Below are 17,430 nucleotides of genomic sequence, written 5' to 3' on the forward strand. Positions count from 1 at the left end.
TTGCCAGGAATCATAAGCACGATAGCGCTACTGATCAAAGAACTGACGCTGCTGGTATCGTACGTAAGAAACAACGCTTTTCCCCAGCCGCTCTCGGAGCAGGATGAAAGCAAATACTTAGGGATGATGGCTGAGGGCGACGCTAAGGCTCGTAACTTGCTAATCGAACACAATTTGCGCTTAGTTGCCCACATAGTAAAGAAATTCGATAACACAGGCGAGGATATGGAGGATCTGATCTCCATCGGTACGATCGGGCTGATCAAGGCCATCGAAAGTTACCGTCCGAACAAGGGTACCAAACTAGCCACTTTTGCTGCTCGATGTATTGAAAACGAAATTTTGATGCACTTACGCAGCTTGAAAAAGACCCGTAAGGACGTCTCTCTCCATGATCCAATTGGGACTGACAAAGAAGGTAATGAAATTACACTTATCGATATCCTTGGCTCCGAAGCTGACGATGTTATTAAAGAGGTCGATCTTAAAATCGAAAAGAGCAAGATTTACCGCAACCTCGACATTTTGGACGAGAGGGAGAAGGAAGTAGTTGTCGGACGTTTTGGCCTGGACACCGGCGGGGAGGAGCGGACGCAGCGGGAGATCGCCAAGGATCTCGGCATTAGTCGCAGTTATGTGTCACGGATAGAGAAGCGGGCGCTGATGAAGCTGTATCATGAGTTTTATAAGGCGAAGAGGTGAGTTTTAAGAGCAACTTGTCTACGGATGAGTTGCTTTTTATTTTAATATATGCAGAGCGAGTAGTTCTATAAAATGGAGCTGCACTACAATGAGCTACAAGGAAATGCATGATCTCCATGTTGAATTGCTACATATCTATGAGAAACATGGACAGTATCAAGGCCAGCGCTAATCCTTTACACGGGAGGGTGTCCATTTTTATTTTATAAAACGGATACTAAAACTGTTTATAACTGTTTATAATAGTACATTTTAATGAAATCTAAGGAAGATCGCTACTATGGAATAACGGACAACAGCAGAGCAATGTCCGTATACAAATTCCAGATATCTAAAACGTTACTGAAATGGTTGAATCGCAGAAGCCAGAGAAGGAGTTTCACGGCAGATAAATATAACCTTTTCCTGCAGCGTAATCCTTTACCGGAACCTAAAATCTACGTGAACATATACGGATAATCTATGCAGTATTGCGAAAGATGATATGAGGAGCCGTATGCCTTAATTGGGCACGTACGGATCTGTGAGGGGCGTGAGTCGTGAGGTTCACGTCTACTCGACCAGCCTGAAATCGGCAGATAAGCCTTGATATAGTTGGGCAGAGCGGAGATCCAGTGCTGGAGTTGACTTTTAATCATGGCGGATAGTTTCTTGCCGACTTGATTGGCGATTTCATTCATCAATTCCACCAGTTGTTGTAAAGCCACCGCCCAGTCCAAGGAGCCGACTTCATCACAAAGCAAATAAAAGAGTCCACCGAGTGTTCGTTGATCCGTACTTTGCCGATGCTGCCAGGCCAGCAGAATATAGCGGGAAAAGACAATCGTTGTATGGCTAATGAGCAGATCGTAGGAGCAGCCCTGAAACTCTTTTTGCAGGCGCAGCAGGGGTTTAGCGCATTTGAAAAAGACTTCGATGTCCCAGCGAATCGCGTAGATTTGAATGATCTCCGGTGCTGTCAGCGTCAGATCCGTCGACAGAATCGCGAGCCACTCGTTTTTCTTGGAGCGATGGCGGACAAAAACCACGACGACGGGAATACCGGAAACCAGTTCCGTATGAATCTGGCGCAAAATAGTCCGGTGCCTCCCCTGGACGCGCGGGGCGGCTTGGTAAAGACCTTTGAGATCGACCTGCTTGCCATGAACGAGATACCGCTTGTTGTCGTTTTTCACCATGCCAATGACATGGAGACCCCGTTCAACCATCCGCCCGATTAGGGGGGCATGCGTGAACCAGCTATCCATGAGTGCGTAAGCCGCAGAAACCCCAGAAGCAATGGCCCGATCGAGCAGTTCGGAGACCAGATACGGGGCGGAAAGCAACGCTTCTTTCCGTCGTTTGTAACCGCAAGAGCGCTTGTCGATTCCCGGATGTACACCGGTGATTCCGGACTTCTCGGAACTCAGCAAGGCGAAGTCCAAAGGAAGAAATGTATGGCCGTCCGACCAGCCCAAGGTCAGCATGCGAAACCCTTTGTAGTAGGCCCCTGTTGCGTGATCCTTGAAAGGAGCGAGCAGTTCGACAGCTTTGCTCCGATTTCGCTCGAACATGGAATCGTCCACAATGAACACGGTGGTTCGCGTGACGGAAGTCAGGGTTTCGACCCGCTGCACGGTGTCACTGCTAAGCGAAGTCAAGAAGCGCCGCCAAGCAAAGCCGCTATGATTGAGAAAACGATAAACGGTATCTTTGCCGGGAAAGGCTTCACTTTTGGCACTTTCCAGCAGGCGAAACCAGTTTTTCTGATGGAAGAGTAGCACGAAAACGAGCATGAACAGATGGGAACAGGTATAGCCAAAAGCTTTTTTGAATCCTGATTTCCTTAGGTGCTTCAGTACAGCAAGCTCCTGAAAGGCCGGTCTCATTTCAGGTGGGAGTTGATCTAAGGAAGACTTTTGGTTTATCATAGGGAGGACACCTCTTCTGTGGTTTAGTGGATCTTCGACAATCTCACTTTACCAAATGAAGTGGTGTTTTTCTATGTTGGCAAGACCCTTACTTAAAAGGCACCACCTTAACCCCGGCTTGGGGTCAACTCGATTTTGACTCTGCGAAAGTTGAGTATAAAAGTACAAAAGATAATAATTGTAGGTATTATTGGAACCATCTCTTCTCCAAATTCAATTTACTGGAAATACAATAACACATTCAGCTGTGAGCTGAGGTAATTACACATTCAACTCACAGCTGTTAATGAGGATTCTACTAGCAACAAGTATAAAGTGGTCTAGTTCCGCACTCTTCCCGTGTGGTGCAGTCAATTAAGAGGGTTTCATAAAAACCAGCCCCGGGAATTGAATTGCAGGAGAATAAGACGTGCCTGCATACAGTAGGTCCTTCTACTTGACATTGGCAAATCTGTATTCTAGGTTCAATACCTAATGCTTTTGAAATAAATTCCATTATTTTCACCTCCCTTCAAGATTATAATGGTTTTTTATCCTGCCAAAATAGATGTTAATTCCTCTGTATCTTTTAAATCATGAATTTCTGTAATGAAACCTCCCTGGCTAATAGAAATAATCAACGGCACCTTTTCAATTCCGAAACTATTCATTAAGCGGGTAGAACGTATTAAAGGGAAGTTGTACTGTTTGTCATTAATATTCATGGAGGAATCTTTTGGCCTGTCTGGTTTTAAAACTAAATAATTCTGTCTGCCAGTTCCATGCTGCAGCATATCGAGTACCTGGTAACAGGAGCCGCAGTGGTCACTTAGAAAGACCAGTTTTGTTACACTACCCATTATTTAATCCGATGATATAAGCCCGCCTCTCTGATCCTTTGCCTAAAAGCTAGGTAGCTTATCATCAATATTTAATGCTTTTTTTCCAGTGTTTTCGTTGAAGTTATTGATATGAGTAACAAATATTCTTGTTAACAAGTAAATAAAAACGAGTATAATACCTAGAAATACCCAAAGTAATATGTTGGATACCATTAAAATAGTATTCATATAATTTAAGCTCTCCTTATTACTGATTTCTGTTCATCAGGTGCTCGATTTCTTTGATTTTTTTAAATGTGAAATAGGAAGGTACTGCAAGAATAAGCGGAATTACAATATAAAACATTTACTTATGTCCTCCCACTATAAATTAATATTTTCTCTTGTTTACTCACTCATTCTCAGATTTTCAGCCATTGACAGATCGAGAGCTGGAATAGTCATGTAAGGATTACATTATTTTCTGGTGAGCCGGTGGCAGGAATAGTGAGTGGGGGAGTTATCCCCAACCCAAAGATACATGCTGTGATCGCACTTTGGATATCCACACCTATCTCCTGACGGCTTACCCTCCCATGTCACGCGGGGTCTTTGCCCTTACATTCCTTCGTTCTGCCTCTCAAGAGATGGACGCCGTTTTTCTTGCTCCTTAACAGGGTCATTGCCCTTATGGAATTGATTCCTACGGCTGCTCCGTGCTTCTGTTGTCTTTGGTGATTTCTACTTCATTGAGCAAAAATGAGTTTGGTTTTCTTAAGCTGCCATCTGAATCTGGGCCTGACGTACCGGCCCTAAAACGTCGTTTGCATTGTATGGTCGTTGCTTGGTGCCTAGCGTATGCAAAACACGTATGAGTTTTCCACACAAGGCCACCAGGGATTGCTTTTTCTTCAATGGATTCTCTCTTCGTGTCGTAAAGTACTGGTGTAGTGCCTTAAACTCTGCGTTCTTTGCTACCATGGGCATGACCGCCCGGAACAACAAGGCCCTTAAGCGTGCACGTCCACGTTTGCTAATGCCTGTCTTTCCTTTTCTCTTTCCTGAACTATTCTCTTTGAGATTCAATCCGGCCAGCCGAATAATTTGCTGTCCATGCTCGTAACCGCTCAAATCTCCTACTTCTGCAAGGAACCCCGCCAAGGTAACCACTGCCACGCCCGGAACGTGAGCATCTCTTTCGTTCCCGGAATTTGCTCAAGCAATTGTTCCACTTCGAATAGAATTTCTTCGAGTTGTCTGGCGAACATTTCGTACTGCTCTAGAAGCGCTTTAATCTCTATTTTGGCTGCGGTAAGCCCCTCGGTAAGCCCGATGGAACTTCTCGCGGTTTCGACCAGTTGCTCCGCTCGCTTCGTCCTACGGCGCGCTTCACGTCCTTCTTCCATCGCTTCACAATGGCCTCTGTCCCGAGCGCTACGATCTCTTCTGGCGTTGGGAACTCGCTTAACGTAATAATAGAGGCTTTACCCTCCCAGTCTTTAAAAACCTCTGTGTACTCCGGGAAAAATCGGTCCTGCCAGTTTTGCATTCGTCTTTGCACCAGCCCCAGATTTACCATGATCTTCTCGCGAAGATTCATGAGAATCCGCAGATCTGCATAGAGGTTTGTTGGCAGTTTCGGTTCGCTATATTTCCCGTTACGCACTAAATCGGCAATGACTTTTGCATCCTTATAGTCGTTTTTCGTCGGTGAGTTATCTTCAGTTCTTTGCTTTTGTGAACATGATGCGGATTGACAATGACGAGTGGAATCCCTTGCTGTCCCAAGTATTCGGCCAAATTAAACCAGTAGTGTCCGGTGGGCTCAATGCCAAAGAGGACGTCACTCTTGGCATGCTCCTGCTGAAGCTCCTTCATCCACTGAACCAGTTGTTCCAGTCCGGTACGGGTATTAGAGAACACACAGTCCTTTCCCAGTTCAATCCCCCGAAAATCGATGGCACGGGCCACATGGGTTTCTTTAGCAATGTCTACGCCTACGACAAGGGTCTTGTCAGAAATTCGTGTAATCCGTTGATTCTGTTTCTTCGATTGTTTATACTTCATGTTGAGTGCCTCCTGTGCTGGAATTTGTTCTTTGGTCGGAACGTTTCCCAGTATACAGCTGGCGCTTTTTTCATTCAAACCTCAATTTAATTCATTACAGGAATGGCTCCTTAACAGGGGATAGTCTCGTTCATTACTTCTATTTCTTCTCCCATGGAGTAAAGCTGATAATACTCTCCGTGCTTCGCAACGAGTTCATTATGAGTACCTTGCTCTATGATTTCACCTTCTTTTAACAGAATGATCTTATCAGCGTATCGGGCAGAAGCAATTCTATGAGATATAAAAATAACTGTTTTATCTTCAGAATTAGTAAGTAACTCTTTAAATACTTCCATCTCGGACCTTGAATCCAACGAAGCTGTTGGTTCGTCAAGCACTAATATATCTGAATGCCTGTACAAAGCTCTGGCTAATGCGGTTTTTTGCCATTGCCCTCCAGAGAAGTCAACTCCGTAATGGATATAATTCCCCAGATATGTGTTGTACTTTTCCGGTAAATTTGAAATCATTCCGTGTATTCCCGCCTTCGTACTAGCAGAGATCACTCTGCTATCGGAATGGGAAGATTCACTATCAACATCACCGAAGTATATATTCTCCTTTACAGTATAAGGGAATTTTAAGAAATCCTGAAAAATAACAGCGTATGTTTTTCTTAAGCGATCGTCAGGCATATGTTTAATATCTTCGCCCATTATGCGGATTTCACCCTGGTACTCTTTATAGAGTCCCAGCAGACATTTGATAAGAGTTGTTTTTCCGGAGCCATTGCTGCCTATTATCGCTATTTTTTCACCTTTATTGATAGAGAAACTTATACCCTTTAGTGTACAAACCGTCTGAGTCGGATAACGGAATGTCACATTCTGAAGAGATAAATATTCCGTACTGCTAGTTTCCTCTGGGGATAAACACACGGCTTCCAGGTGCTCCTCCAGGTCAAAAAAGACCTTGAGATCTTTTAGATATAATAGGCTGACCTTTAGGTCTGAGTAAATTACCGTTAACCGGTTGAGAGCAGTTTGGGTATTGTTCAGGGCTTGATTGACTATTAAAAAGTCACCGATCTGAAGCGACCCTATCCGTCTCATTACAACTAATACAAAGACAGAGGTGAAAATGTAGAATACAGAAGTGGCTGATTCAGTACTCATTTTTATTATGTATTGCTTCTTCTCCAGAGAGAGAGTTCTACCGGTATGGTCCAAGTATTTTTGACTCCATCTGTTTAGGAAAAAATTATTCAAGGAGTATGCCCTCATCTCCTTTGCATAGTTTCTGTCCGTAAGAATTGAATAGATATAGCGTATTTCCTTCATTAATGAAGAAACCTCTATGCTGAAATGGAATTTATTTTTGCCCAGTCGGGACTGGATGAAAAATAGTGGAATAGTAACAATAACGCACAGTACTATTAATTTATAACTTACGGCCAGAAGTATAAAAGTATATGAACCAATGCTAAGAACGGTCTTAATGAATTCCTTAATACTTCTGATGGGTGACCAGAAACGTTCAGAAATATTAGTATTGATTCTGCCGAAATGGTTATGAAATTCAGGATCATCATAAGTCAATAACGGGATTTTACTAAGTTTGGATGTCATTTCAATAACCAGCTTTTGTTCGAGTAAGGATAAGTTTTTTTTCTCGAGATACTGATCCAGATACCCGATACCTGTACTAAAGGTCTGAATTGCAACTTGTGCCAGTAACAAAATAACTATATTTGAATATCCCGGTATTTCCTTGCTGCTCATGATAAATAGCGATAATTCGTTTATGAATTTTTTGCTGATGATTAAAGAAAAGTAAGGGATAATGCCCAGCACTACACTAAAAAGTATTGAAGATAGAATAAGGCTTTTTTTGTTCCTCCATACGTAACTGACGCACCAGGATAATAATTTAAAGTACATGAACTAATCCCTGCTTCTTGTTCCTTAATTTAAGTTGTGAAACGTTTGAAAATATCGGGACGAGGATTTGAAAATTACTGATAGTCATTTTTGAAATGGTTAAACAAATAAAAAATACAAAAAATATAATATAGGAATTCAATTTGCTTACCTCCAAAATATGTATATTTGATTCATGAGAAAATAATATACTTTATAATGGAAAAGAACATGAGTCTTCATTACCTTTTTATGTCGAAAAATGTAAAATAAATACTTTAGAAGAATCAAAAGTGAAATTTTATCCAAATATGTCGGACTGATGAGGGTTTGATTTTAAGGAAAGAGCGAACTAATCTGCGCTAAATATCAAAAAGTATTGAAAAAAACGGCTCAATCTCAAAATCAGTGCTTGAGTATCCACCCATCATCTGATGACGGTTACATTCAATGAGAATGCCGGCTTTATAGTGGTTTCGATTTCGCGTAAAGTAATGGCGACGTTGGAAGGCTTTAATACGGTTGTGACGACCTTCCACCATAGCGTTTGTCCCATCGGCATTGATGGTAGTTTACAATTTCTATGTTCCAGTTGCGCATCGTCTTTAAGGTCCGACGAACAGCAGAATGGTCTATCTTTTCTCCTTGCCCACACCAACGCTCAAATCCTAGTTTGGCAGCACTAAAGCTCGGCGAACAGTCATACCAGATCGCGAAGGCTTCCTTCCATTCCCAGACGCTGCGAAGTAGCGGGGAGAAGGTTAGCGGCATCTCCAGTCACGCCCGGCTCTGCTCTTCCGGCAATTCCGCAGGAGGATTAAGCAAGCGATGATGGGCTTTCAGGTAAGCTCTTGCCCGTGGGGATAGCGTAGGCTGAACGGTTTTTCGAACCTCTTGTACGCTGTCGATCACATAACCATGAACGTGAAAACGATCTGCAATACGAATTGCGCGAGGAAAGCACTCGCTGATCCAGGTATGATACGCCTGCGCTAAATCCATGACGACCGCTTTGGGGTTGAGGAGGAGGGAATTCGGATGAGCGTTAGCATACGCCCGCAAGTCGTTCAGTGTTCGACCCGGCAACAGGTCGAGCATGGTCTCGCCTTTGAGATTATGGATACCGGTATTGTAAGTATGACCTTTTCGGATGGCAAAATCATCGACACCTAAAACCAGATTGGATATTTCTTTCGCTTCGTTCCACACGTGCTTCTCGATGCGTTTGGCACTCCACCGGAACAGCCTCATCATGCATGCGTTGTACGGTACTGGCGGGTAGTTGCTGGATGCGGGCGCTATGTGTAGCCGTTGAGCCCAGCGCTTGTTCGACGGTATGGGAACGAAACAGCCAGCTGTAGCGCTGCTTGGGTCCGACAAATTCATAGAACCATCCAAATCCGACTTCGCAAGTGGTGCAGGACAAACGCATGGAAGGTACATGCAGAAAGGTTTTTTTCGCAAACACTGGCAAATTTCTTACCGTCCGAATACCATTGCTTCCCTTACGAATCAAGTTTTGGTCGGACTTGCACAAGGGACAGCGTTGTTTATGGCTGCGGGGGATGGCTTCGATGTGAAGTTCGTCGGTAGCCATGAACCGAATCTGGCGAACTTGTAACTCTGGTATGTCAAGCATTTCATTGATATACTGGATCTGCATCTGTTTATTCCTTTTGTTGTTGTTCGGTGAGACTTACAACAATACAGGAGTAGCAGATGTTTTTCCATTTTCATCCTTCGGTCACTTCGTCAATTTTTAATACTTCCTTCAGCCAAAGATGCTAAAATATGCTCTCCAATCGACTTTATACGTAAGATATTAGGAATAGAATCATATAGTTGTGAAATTTCGACTGCTTTCCCAGAAAAGTAAGTTGAAAGTGCAGGGTTTAATGAACCATAAGCCTTACTCAATTCAAGATATGAGTGTACTTGTTGATATGGGAATGAATCTATTGATGATTTAAAAGCATTTGAAAGCCAAGTGATAGCATCTGTAAATTGTTCTTTATAGACATATTGACCGCCCATCGCGCCTCTTATAGGGAATTGAACAATTGAATCAATCGAATCAATCGAATCTGCTGATGAATCAAAACTTGTATCTAAAGTATATAACGCCAATTGCTCAGCTCTTGTTAATTGATCTTGATACTCTCCTAAGACAATAATAGTGCTCCTAATAGAACAGGCCCATACGATTTTGAGTTTGAGTTTTTTAGAGCACTTTCTTATTTTTTCCAGGGATATAAGAATAGTTGGAAATCTGAAAACTTTAGAAGAGTACTTAACCAGTCATCAAGCTGCAATGCATTTTGGACACCAGCTGCTGTCATCCAAATTATTGTACCTGGATGGATAAGATCAACATCTTCCTGGTTATTGGCGCTTAACTGGGAGATTCTAAGAGCTCTTAAAATGTGTGCGTTTGCGTTTATTGGTGAGATAAGGGCAAGCTGACTTGCAACATACAAGCTGACATCATAAATGAAAGGTTCCTGGGTATCAGCAACCAGTAATAATAATTCAATTTTATCAAGAAGTTCCTTTACGGATTTGCCTATTCTATTAAAAATGCTGATTTGTTTCATACGAATAGCAAACTTCATTTTTAATTCCATTGTTTCAGGCAAAGGAGTTTCTATCCAAACCAGAGTAAAGCCCCAGATATCATTCCAGGCTTAATGTTTTTCAATCTGCTCAAGACTTAATAGTAAAACTAAACCTGTTTCGTTATAAGCTTCTGCTCCAACAAAGTATCTGAGAGCTCGCATTGCCTCAAAGGGATGAATTTCTCGTTTACCAATGATGTCTTGACATAGTAAAAAGCGTACTTCTTTTATCGTGTTTAAATTAAGGTTCATGGGGCCAATTTGAGCGAGTAGAGGTGTGACTTGATAATTTAATCCGAAATCTTATTGTAACCAAAGTCCTAACACATCGTTTAATCGTTCAAATGGTCTTGCAATTTCAGGATCAACTCTGCTAATCATTTGAATTTGTCTGTTGTCAAAAGAAGCTTGGACGGTCGCCGGATGGCAGCAAGCTGGCGTATTCATTGATCGCCAAGAACGCTGCAGATGACCAGGACGGTGTGTTTATTACCGGAGATATTGAAATAGCCGATCGCTGCGCAGGAGTCCTTCTGGCAAGAAGCTGCTGGCTTCATCGGTCGTGCTGAAGGATAACGTCTATCAGATCACAACATATGTGATCCGGTTATCGTGATTCTGTCGTGCTGCGTGCAACCGCTTGTCCGTCCCGTGGTGTGGAAAAGGCGGCTATCCATCTAATGGACAGCCGCCTTTTCGAGTATTCCTTATTTTATCCATCCGTCAAAAAAAGATTGATCTTCCATCCCGAAATAAGCCTTTACGAAATCTACGAACTCCTTCGTATCTACCTGCTTATACTGATAGGTCTTATAGTAAGCCTGCAGAAAATCGGTTCCGTCATCCTTTCGGTGTTCAAGGAGCTCCCTAAATTTTAGGGGTGGCTGAGCATAGAGTGAGGTGCCGATTTCCCCATTCTGGTAATCAGAGAGCGGAAGGTTGGAATATTGCTTGTATGGTTTATACAAACTTTCTGAGTAAGAATAATCTTGCATATACAGTGAGGTTGCAAGTTCAGTCATCCCTTCATCCAGCCAGCCGTCATGAAACGGATCACTGCTGACAACGCCATAGAACCACTGATGGGCAATCTCATGCACAATCACATGTTTGATATCTTCTTTTGAATAGATCGTAACGATTCCCGGATACTCCATCGATAAACGATCGCCTAAAATAACATCAAGCTGCTTGTGTGGATAAGTTCCGATGTTTTGATTGAAAAAGTGGAGCGCTCCTGCGGCAGTCTTAAGCGCATTCTCCATGTGCGGCTTGTCTTCTGTCCCCGCCCAGACCTTGATTTCGGTATTATCTACGATTTGCCTGACCGGGTTCAGGTCTTTGGTAAAGCTGACCATGAATTCTTTCACATGCTCGGCCTTTAATACACCACCTGATACACTTTCTACTGGATCGAGATCAGACGTGCTGATCACACGATATTTGCCGGGTAGCTTATAATGTAGGGTGAAGTCACTGAAATCCGTATGATAGGACTCTATAGCCAGGATATAAGGCTGTTTGTTCCAGCCGTTCTCATAGGTGGCCAGCATGGGATACCACTGGGCCAGATCATAGCTCTGGCCAGTTCTAGCGAAGCGGATCCCCTTCTCTGGCAGAGTGAACGTATAATTCACCTCTACCTTCGTGTGCGCAGATGGAGCAAGGTAGTCTTTTAGCGGGACCGCTAATGAATCCTGATCCAGTGTGTAAGAGGTCTTGTTCCCGTTAATTAGTACATTATTAAGGATAAACTGGGCATCCTTTCGGTAGATATAATGTTCATCCGGCAACGTGAAGACATTGGGGATCATATAGAACATTAGTTGATCCCAGTGATCTGCTGACGTATTGGTAACATCGATTATAGCTTTAACAGTAAATTGGCTTTGTTCATCCATCTGTAGGTCAAGATCATAGACGGCTTTGCTGCCATTCACTATTGGATGCGGAGTAAATTGAGATAAATCGCCTGTATTTGCAGGCGCAGTAACAGGTTCGGAAATCCTGATATCTTCCGTTTCCGTTACGACAGCACCCGCACCGGGAACGTCTACCGGGTGCAATATCCGCTGGACAGAAGCTGCTGAGAGAGTCAGCATTAGGAGTAGGGTTATGGCCAAAGCGGCTTTAAGCAGCTGCGTGGACAGCTTCGAGGCGGATATCTTGCCGGACAGGCCTTTTCGAAGTCCGGCACCCGCGGCCAGCTCAGCCGGAATAATGGAGCCGGCAAGACCTGCAATCAGCGGTACAAGAACAACCGGTAGGGTAACCCACAACTCCTTGCCCGGGAATTGACCATAAATTCCTGTGATGAACAGTATACCTAGAATCAGAGACAGCACGCCTGCAAGGACTCCCGCAATAATACCCTCCCAGAGTATTAAACGGCGAATTATATTCTTCCGCCAGCCGATCGCCTTCAGCAGAGAGATTTCAGCACTGCGTTCCGTGACATTTTGCCACATGATCTCAGCAATGGTCAGGACGGAGATGGTCAGGCAGATGACCACCGCCACATAATGCATGGGACCAATCTCCGCTGCAGCATATTGTCCCAGCCAGGAAGTATAGAAAGTGCCCTTCAGGCGTAGCGTGACAAATACAAGAAACATCATGAGCGTTGCGGGTATGGTCATGGACAGAATTGATAAGGCATTGCGCTTTAGTTTCCCGGTGAAATGCGCCAAAGCGAGCTGAAACAAATGCCGGACTAGAGTTACGCGCCGAACGTTAGCCGATGTTTCTCCCAACCGCAGCGATTCCATAGGTGAGATTCTTCGCACCAAAATCATAGGTGCTACGGTACCTAATATATAGATTAAGAAGCCAAGCCCTCCCACTGCAAGGAATTCCGATAAGGCAATTTGACGCCCCTCTATAAAAATAAAGTAAGATTCTATAGACCAGGTCACAAGCATAACAACCAGCCCAATAAATACAGCTTCAGTAAGTATTAGGCGGTTAATCTGCGAATAACGCCAGCCAATGGAGAGCAAGACAGCAAATTGCTGTTTACGAACCAGGAAAGAGACCAGATTCGTAACTGCCACATAGATTACTGCTACGAACATGATCAGAACCAGCATACCGGAAAAACCGACCTTTACTTCACTTACCAAGGTAAACGCCGTTCCAAGCTTAATCCATTGTTGCTCAATCCAGCCGAGGTCAGTCTGTGTACCGCTTGGCGGAACTTGAATCAGCACCGATTGTGGTGAAGAGGCAAAGGTAACATCGGCAAGTAATCCGGTAGTTTCCCGGATTGCTGCTGCAACCTGCTCCAGCTTCGCCTGGTTCGTTTCCGTAATTTCAACCACTCCGGTTACTTTGACACGAATAACTGAGATGGGCTTATCCCCCATAATTAATCCGGCTGCATCCAGTGTAGTCAGCATTGTAGGCGGACTTGTCATAAATCCTAGAGGATTATGTATCGACGAGAGCCCCACCTGAGGATTTACCGGCAGGCCCTTTTTATTCAGTACAGATTTTGCTGTAGGAGTACTATAGGTATCCATTGGGAACAGATTGCCTAAATCTTTGGTGATTTGTAGCTTGGCGGGATCATACATGCCAATGTATTTCGGGAGCAGTTGAAATTGAGCTACTTTGTTTGGGTTCTGTGTTTCCTGCAGTTTCTTCAAAGGCCGATAATACTCAGGGAATTGATCGGTGAAAGCTGCATAGTTAGATATAGAACTATCCGTAACCGCTGTGGCTCGTGGCGAATCATAGCTTTGTAGTTGGTAAGCAATAGGCCATCTATCTGTATAAGGGCTAATGACTGGCTTAAATTTCAAAGGAGTAGAGAGTTGGAAACTTCTAATTCCCTGAATTTGCATATTTTGATTAAAAAGGTTGGCAACGAGTGCTTGATATACTTGCTCCGAACTGTATGTGTGTGATTGCTTGGACGCCACTGGGCTTTTTTGAAAAAAAGATTTGACCTCGCCGGTGTTCAATTTGGCTATAGCTGCACTAGCTTTCTCTGGTGCGGAAAAGGGAAGATCCAACCGAGTTGTCTCAAAAGTGTATGTAGCGTTCTCGGGTAGGACATTACGGCTTACAAGTATGGGTAATTCAATTTCTCTGGATTGAAACTGAGCGTTAAGCTTTGATTTACTCGTATCACTTGCTCTGAAATATCGGCTATTTTCTTCCTCCAGGGGTTCCAGTGCCTGATCTAGTCCAACTAGCTTGTTTTCTTCGTCAGGGTCAATGCCTACTAGCAACGATTTGTATTCAACAGTATCAACAAATATGTTATTAGTTCCATAATCGATAATTCTAAACTTTTGAGCGATATCTTTAGCAAGAGGGAATTTGTAGGTCCCGTACACATTATAATCCTCGGTATTTTGAAGCTGCACACCGTTGTTAATCGAAACTTTAAGTTTCGAATTGTATATTCCGGGTTCTTCTACCTTGGCATATCCATCCAGTGATAGGCCGTAATCGCTGTAACCAATTACCGCTAAAGGGGCGGCTACCTCTACTCCGGATATTTGCTTGATCTGATTCCATTGCTGTGTACTTATCCCTCCGGAAATTCCGCCCGGCAAGTTTGGCTCTATCAGCTGATTTTGTTCATCTGTTAAAGTTGTCCCCGGCGGACGCACAAGAATATGATAAGAGACCTGCCATTTATTCTGCAGTGTCTCCATCACCGTGCCTTTATTCGATTCCGTTAATCCCGAAAGGAAGCTTAAACCTGAACTAACTATTAAAACTCCGATCAGGAGCACGATGAACCGTTCTTTATTCCCCCACCAGAATGATCCCAGTAGCTTTAGCATAAAGCACCGCCTGTAGTCACATTTCTTTCCTGAATAACGCGTCCATCTCTTAGTTCAATAGTCCGGTCAGCCTTCCCGGCTAACTGAAGATCATGTGTGACAACAATGATTCCGCATCCGAGTTCTGTTTTTAGCTGCTGAAGCAACTCATAGAAGGCCTCGGCATTTCGGGAGTCCAGATTTCCTGTAGGCTCATCTGCCAACAGCCATTGCGGTTTGTTGATTAGAGCCCGTGCAATGGCCACCCGCTGCTGTTCACCGCCGGACAGCTGGGAGGGCAGAGACCTGGCTTTGTCTGCGAGCCCAAGCTGTATCAATAGCGCTTCGGCACGTGCTTTATAATTAACAGAGGTTCTTCTTCCGTAGAAGGGCGACATGACATTCTCAATGCTGGTTAACGTAGGTAGCAGGTGGAAATGCTGAAACACAAGTCCAATCGCCGAAAACCGGAAATCTGCCAGCTGGTTCCCCTTTAATGTTGAGACATTAACGTCCCCGATCTTGACCTGTCCAGCCGTTGGCTTGTCCAGTGTTCCAAGCAGGCTTAGAAGCGTTGATTTGCCGGAACCCGAGGCACCTACAATGGCTGTAAATTCACGCTGTCGAAAGGACAAGGTAATATCCTGCAGCGCTGGGGTTTCAACCTCACCTATCCTATATGATTTACAGATACCAGTTACCGCAAGTTCTTCGAGCACAAAATATCCTCCAATCCCAAATAAAGGTATATATCTTAAAGTTAGAGTAACGTTATGCCGGCGCTCCGTCAACACTTATGCCGAATAATGGGCGTATGAATACTTTCCGTTAGTTTTAATTTGTTTAACCATGTCTTGAATTTCTTGTAATAGAACATCAGCATCACTAAATGTAGTAGCTTCACTAAAACTCAACCTTATACTGCTTGAAGCGATATCCTTATCATTAGTTATGGCCAACAAAACTCTGCTAAATTTATTTGATTTGGAAGAACAGGCTGATTGTGATGAGACTAAGATACCTTTTTGTGTAAGTATATTTATTGAAATAGAAGAGGGGACACCTCTATAAGAGAAATTTAAGATATGGGGTGCGCACAAATGACCCCGAGGACTATTAATTTCAAGCTCGGGAATGCTTCTGATTTCGTTATAAATATAGTGATGTATATCTTGTAAATGTCTGGTTCTAGAAAGCTGCTCCAATATACAAATTTCCACGGCATGGGCAAGGCTTGCGATTGCCGGGACATTTTCTGTTCCGGGTCTAATTCCATATTCTTGGCCTCCTCCCCAAATAATAGGTGCAATCACCGTGTTGCTTTTAACAATCAAGGCACCAATACCTTTAGGACCTCCGATTTTATGGCCTGAAAATGTAAATAGATCGATACTACCTAGTGCTATTTCCATTTTCCCAACTGCTTGTACTCCATCGACGTGAAAAGAAACCTGATTATGCAATTTAAGCATTTCACCAATTTCTTTGATTGGTTGAATTACCCCTGTTTCATTGTTAGCATACATAATACTCACAAGAACTGTATTTTCTTTTAAGGATTCTTCTAATTGCTTTATAGATACAAGACCATTAGAATCTACGGGTAATATGGTAACCTCAACATTATCCTTTTTGAGATATTCAGCACAGCTGTATACCGAGGAATGCTCAATAGCGGATATGATAATATGGGGGGAGGCAAAGACCTTTCTGCTGGCACGCACAACTCCTAAAATTGCCAAATTATTACTTTCGGTTGCGCCGGAAGTGAATACTATTTCACTTGGAGCTATCTTAAATAGTTTGGAGATCTTCTCTCGGGATTCTTCAATTAGACTACTTGCTTGATACCCTAATTTGTGAACAGACGAGGGGTTGGCATACATGTTTTTAGACACCGCGCAAAAAATATCCAGAACCTCCGGATTAACAGGTGTAGATGCACAATAATCAAAGTACATCAATACAATCTCCCTCCTTTTAGGTTTGTTCCAAAATAATGAGAACTGCTAGTCCATAAACATAGCAGTTCTTGCGTGAATTATTTAAATCTATGCTATGCGCAACATTTGTAAGTAGGCTTGGAACTGCACTCTTCTCTGGTAGTACAATCTAGTAACAAGACCTGTTCGTAACCATCAAAATAGTTATTAGTTCCACATCTGTTTCCGAGTATCTGTATACATACAGTGGGGCCTTCAACCTGACACTGACAAATAGCTATTTTGGGTGTTATCCCAAGCATTTTCGAAATGTAATCCATCTTTTTCACCTCCTAACGGATATTATTATTTAAAAGACGGAGTAAGGAATGGGACTTTTTTTGTGGTGAAAGATTTTTTAGATCACTAAAATCATTGATTACTCCTGTACTGCATACCATTCTCTGCTCATTAATTAATATGAACGAAGGATGGACTCTAATCGAAAAATGCTTCTCCATATGTTCTTCATTGATAGATATTACCGGGAATCCCCATTTAAAATTAGTGATCATTTCTTCAATATCCTGCGATAATCCGTTTGAAAATAATATAAGGTCAAAAGAGTCGGATAATTTCTTTAACAAAGGAAGTGATTGTATGCATTTAATGCAATAAATCGAAGTGAATAATAATAGTGTTTCTTTCCTAATTTCGAGGTTTTTTTCCTTGAAA

General features: G+C 43.0%; 10 protein-coding genes and 3 pseudogenes. 1 reads left to right on the plus strand and 12 read right to left on the minus strand.

The window, feature by feature from the left end; all coding sequences use genetic code 11:
- Nucleotides 1-702, plus strand: a complete 702-nt coding sequence (sigK, locus tag H70357_RS07380; protein ID WP_038587424.1) for an RNA polymerase sporulation sigma factor SigK — start codon at nt 1-3, stop codon at nt 700-702.
- A 566-nt stretch (nt 703-1,268) separates the two neighbouring features.
- On the opposite strand, the pseudogene H70357_RS07385 reads toward sigK, so the two are convergent.
- The 12 genes and pseudogenes from H70357_RS07385 to H70357_RS07425 all read right to left on the minus strand — a co-directional run.
- Nucleotides 1,269-2,612, minus strand: a pseudogene (locus H70357_RS07385) (IS4 family transposase); the annotation flags it as partial.
- Nucleotides 2,613-3,142: 530 nt separating this feature from the next.
- On the minus strand, nt 3,143-3,385 hold the full coding sequence (locus tag H70357_RS07390) for a hypothetical protein (RefSeq protein WP_144024503.1): 243 nt from the start codon (nt 3,383-3,385) through the stop codon (nt 3,143-3,145).
- Nucleotides 3,386-4,186: 801 nt separating this feature from the next.
- Nucleotides 4,187-4,543 (minus strand): transposase, encoded by a 357-nt coding sequence (locus H70357_RS37040; RefSeq protein WP_442950458.1) that lies wholly within the window; start codon nt 4,541-4,543, stop codon nt 4,187-4,189.
- Between the two features lie 5 nt (nt 4,544-4,548).
- A complete protein-coding gene (locus H70357_RS37045; protein ID WP_442950488.1) occupies nt 4,549-4,818 on the minus strand; it encodes a hypothetical protein in 270 nt (89 codons plus the stop codon).
- Nucleotides 4,710-5,479, minus strand: a pseudogene (locus tag H70357_RS37050) (IS110 family transposase). The gene H70357_RS37045 and the pseudogene H70357_RS37050 overlap by 109 nt, the downstream one beginning before the upstream one ends.
- 110 nt (nt 5,480-5,589) lie before the next feature.
- Nucleotides 5,590-7,401 (minus strand): ABC transporter ATP-binding protein, encoded by a 1,812-nt coding sequence (locus H70357_RS07400; RefSeq protein WP_038587430.1) that lies wholly within the window; start codon nt 7,399-7,401, stop codon nt 5,590-5,592.
- 404 nt (nt 7,402-7,805) lie between these two features.
- A pseudogene (locus H70357_RS37055) lies at nt 7,806-9,043 on the minus strand (ISL3 family transposase); the annotation flags it as partial.
- A gap of 89 nt (nt 9,044-9,132) precedes the next feature.
- On the minus strand, nt 9,133-9,507 hold the full coding sequence (locus H70357_RS35735; protein WP_144024502.1) for a hypothetical protein: 375 nt from the start codon (nt 9,505-9,507) through the stop codon (nt 9,133-9,135).
- Nucleotides 9,508-9,614: 107 nt separating this feature from the next.
- Nucleotides 9,615-10,016 (minus strand): hypothetical protein, encoded by a 402-nt coding sequence (locus H70357_RS07410; RefSeq protein WP_038587434.1) that lies wholly within the window; start codon nt 10,014-10,016, stop codon nt 9,615-9,617.
- Nucleotides 10,017-10,702: 686 nt separating this feature from the next.
- Nucleotides 10,703-14,794 carry an FtsX-like permease family protein gene (locus H70357_RS35015; protein ID WP_052091874.1) on the minus strand — a complete coding sequence of 1,364 codons (4,092 nt, stop codon included), beginning with the start codon at nt 14,792-14,794 and terminating at the stop codon, nt 10,703-10,705.
- Nucleotides 14,788-15,492 carry an ABC transporter ATP-binding protein gene (locus H70357_RS07420; RefSeq protein WP_038587437.1) on the minus strand — a complete coding sequence of 235 codons (705 nt, stop codon included), beginning with the start codon at nt 15,490-15,492 and terminating at the stop codon, nt 14,788-14,790. The genes H70357_RS35015 and H70357_RS07420 overlap by 7 nt, the downstream gene beginning before the upstream one ends.
- 75 nt (nt 15,493-15,567) lie before the next feature.
- A complete protein-coding gene (locus tag H70357_RS07425) occupies nt 15,568-16,734 on the minus strand; it encodes a cysteine desulfurase family protein (RefSeq protein ID WP_038587440.1) in 1,167 nt (388 codons plus the stop codon).
- Between the last annotated feature and the right edge of the window lie 696 nt (nt 16,735-17,430).

This window comes from Paenibacillus sp. FSL H7-0357, from assembly GCF_000758525.1.
Taxonomy (GTDB): domain Bacteria; phylum Bacillota; class Bacilli; order Paenibacillales; family Paenibacillaceae; genus Paenibacillus_AQ.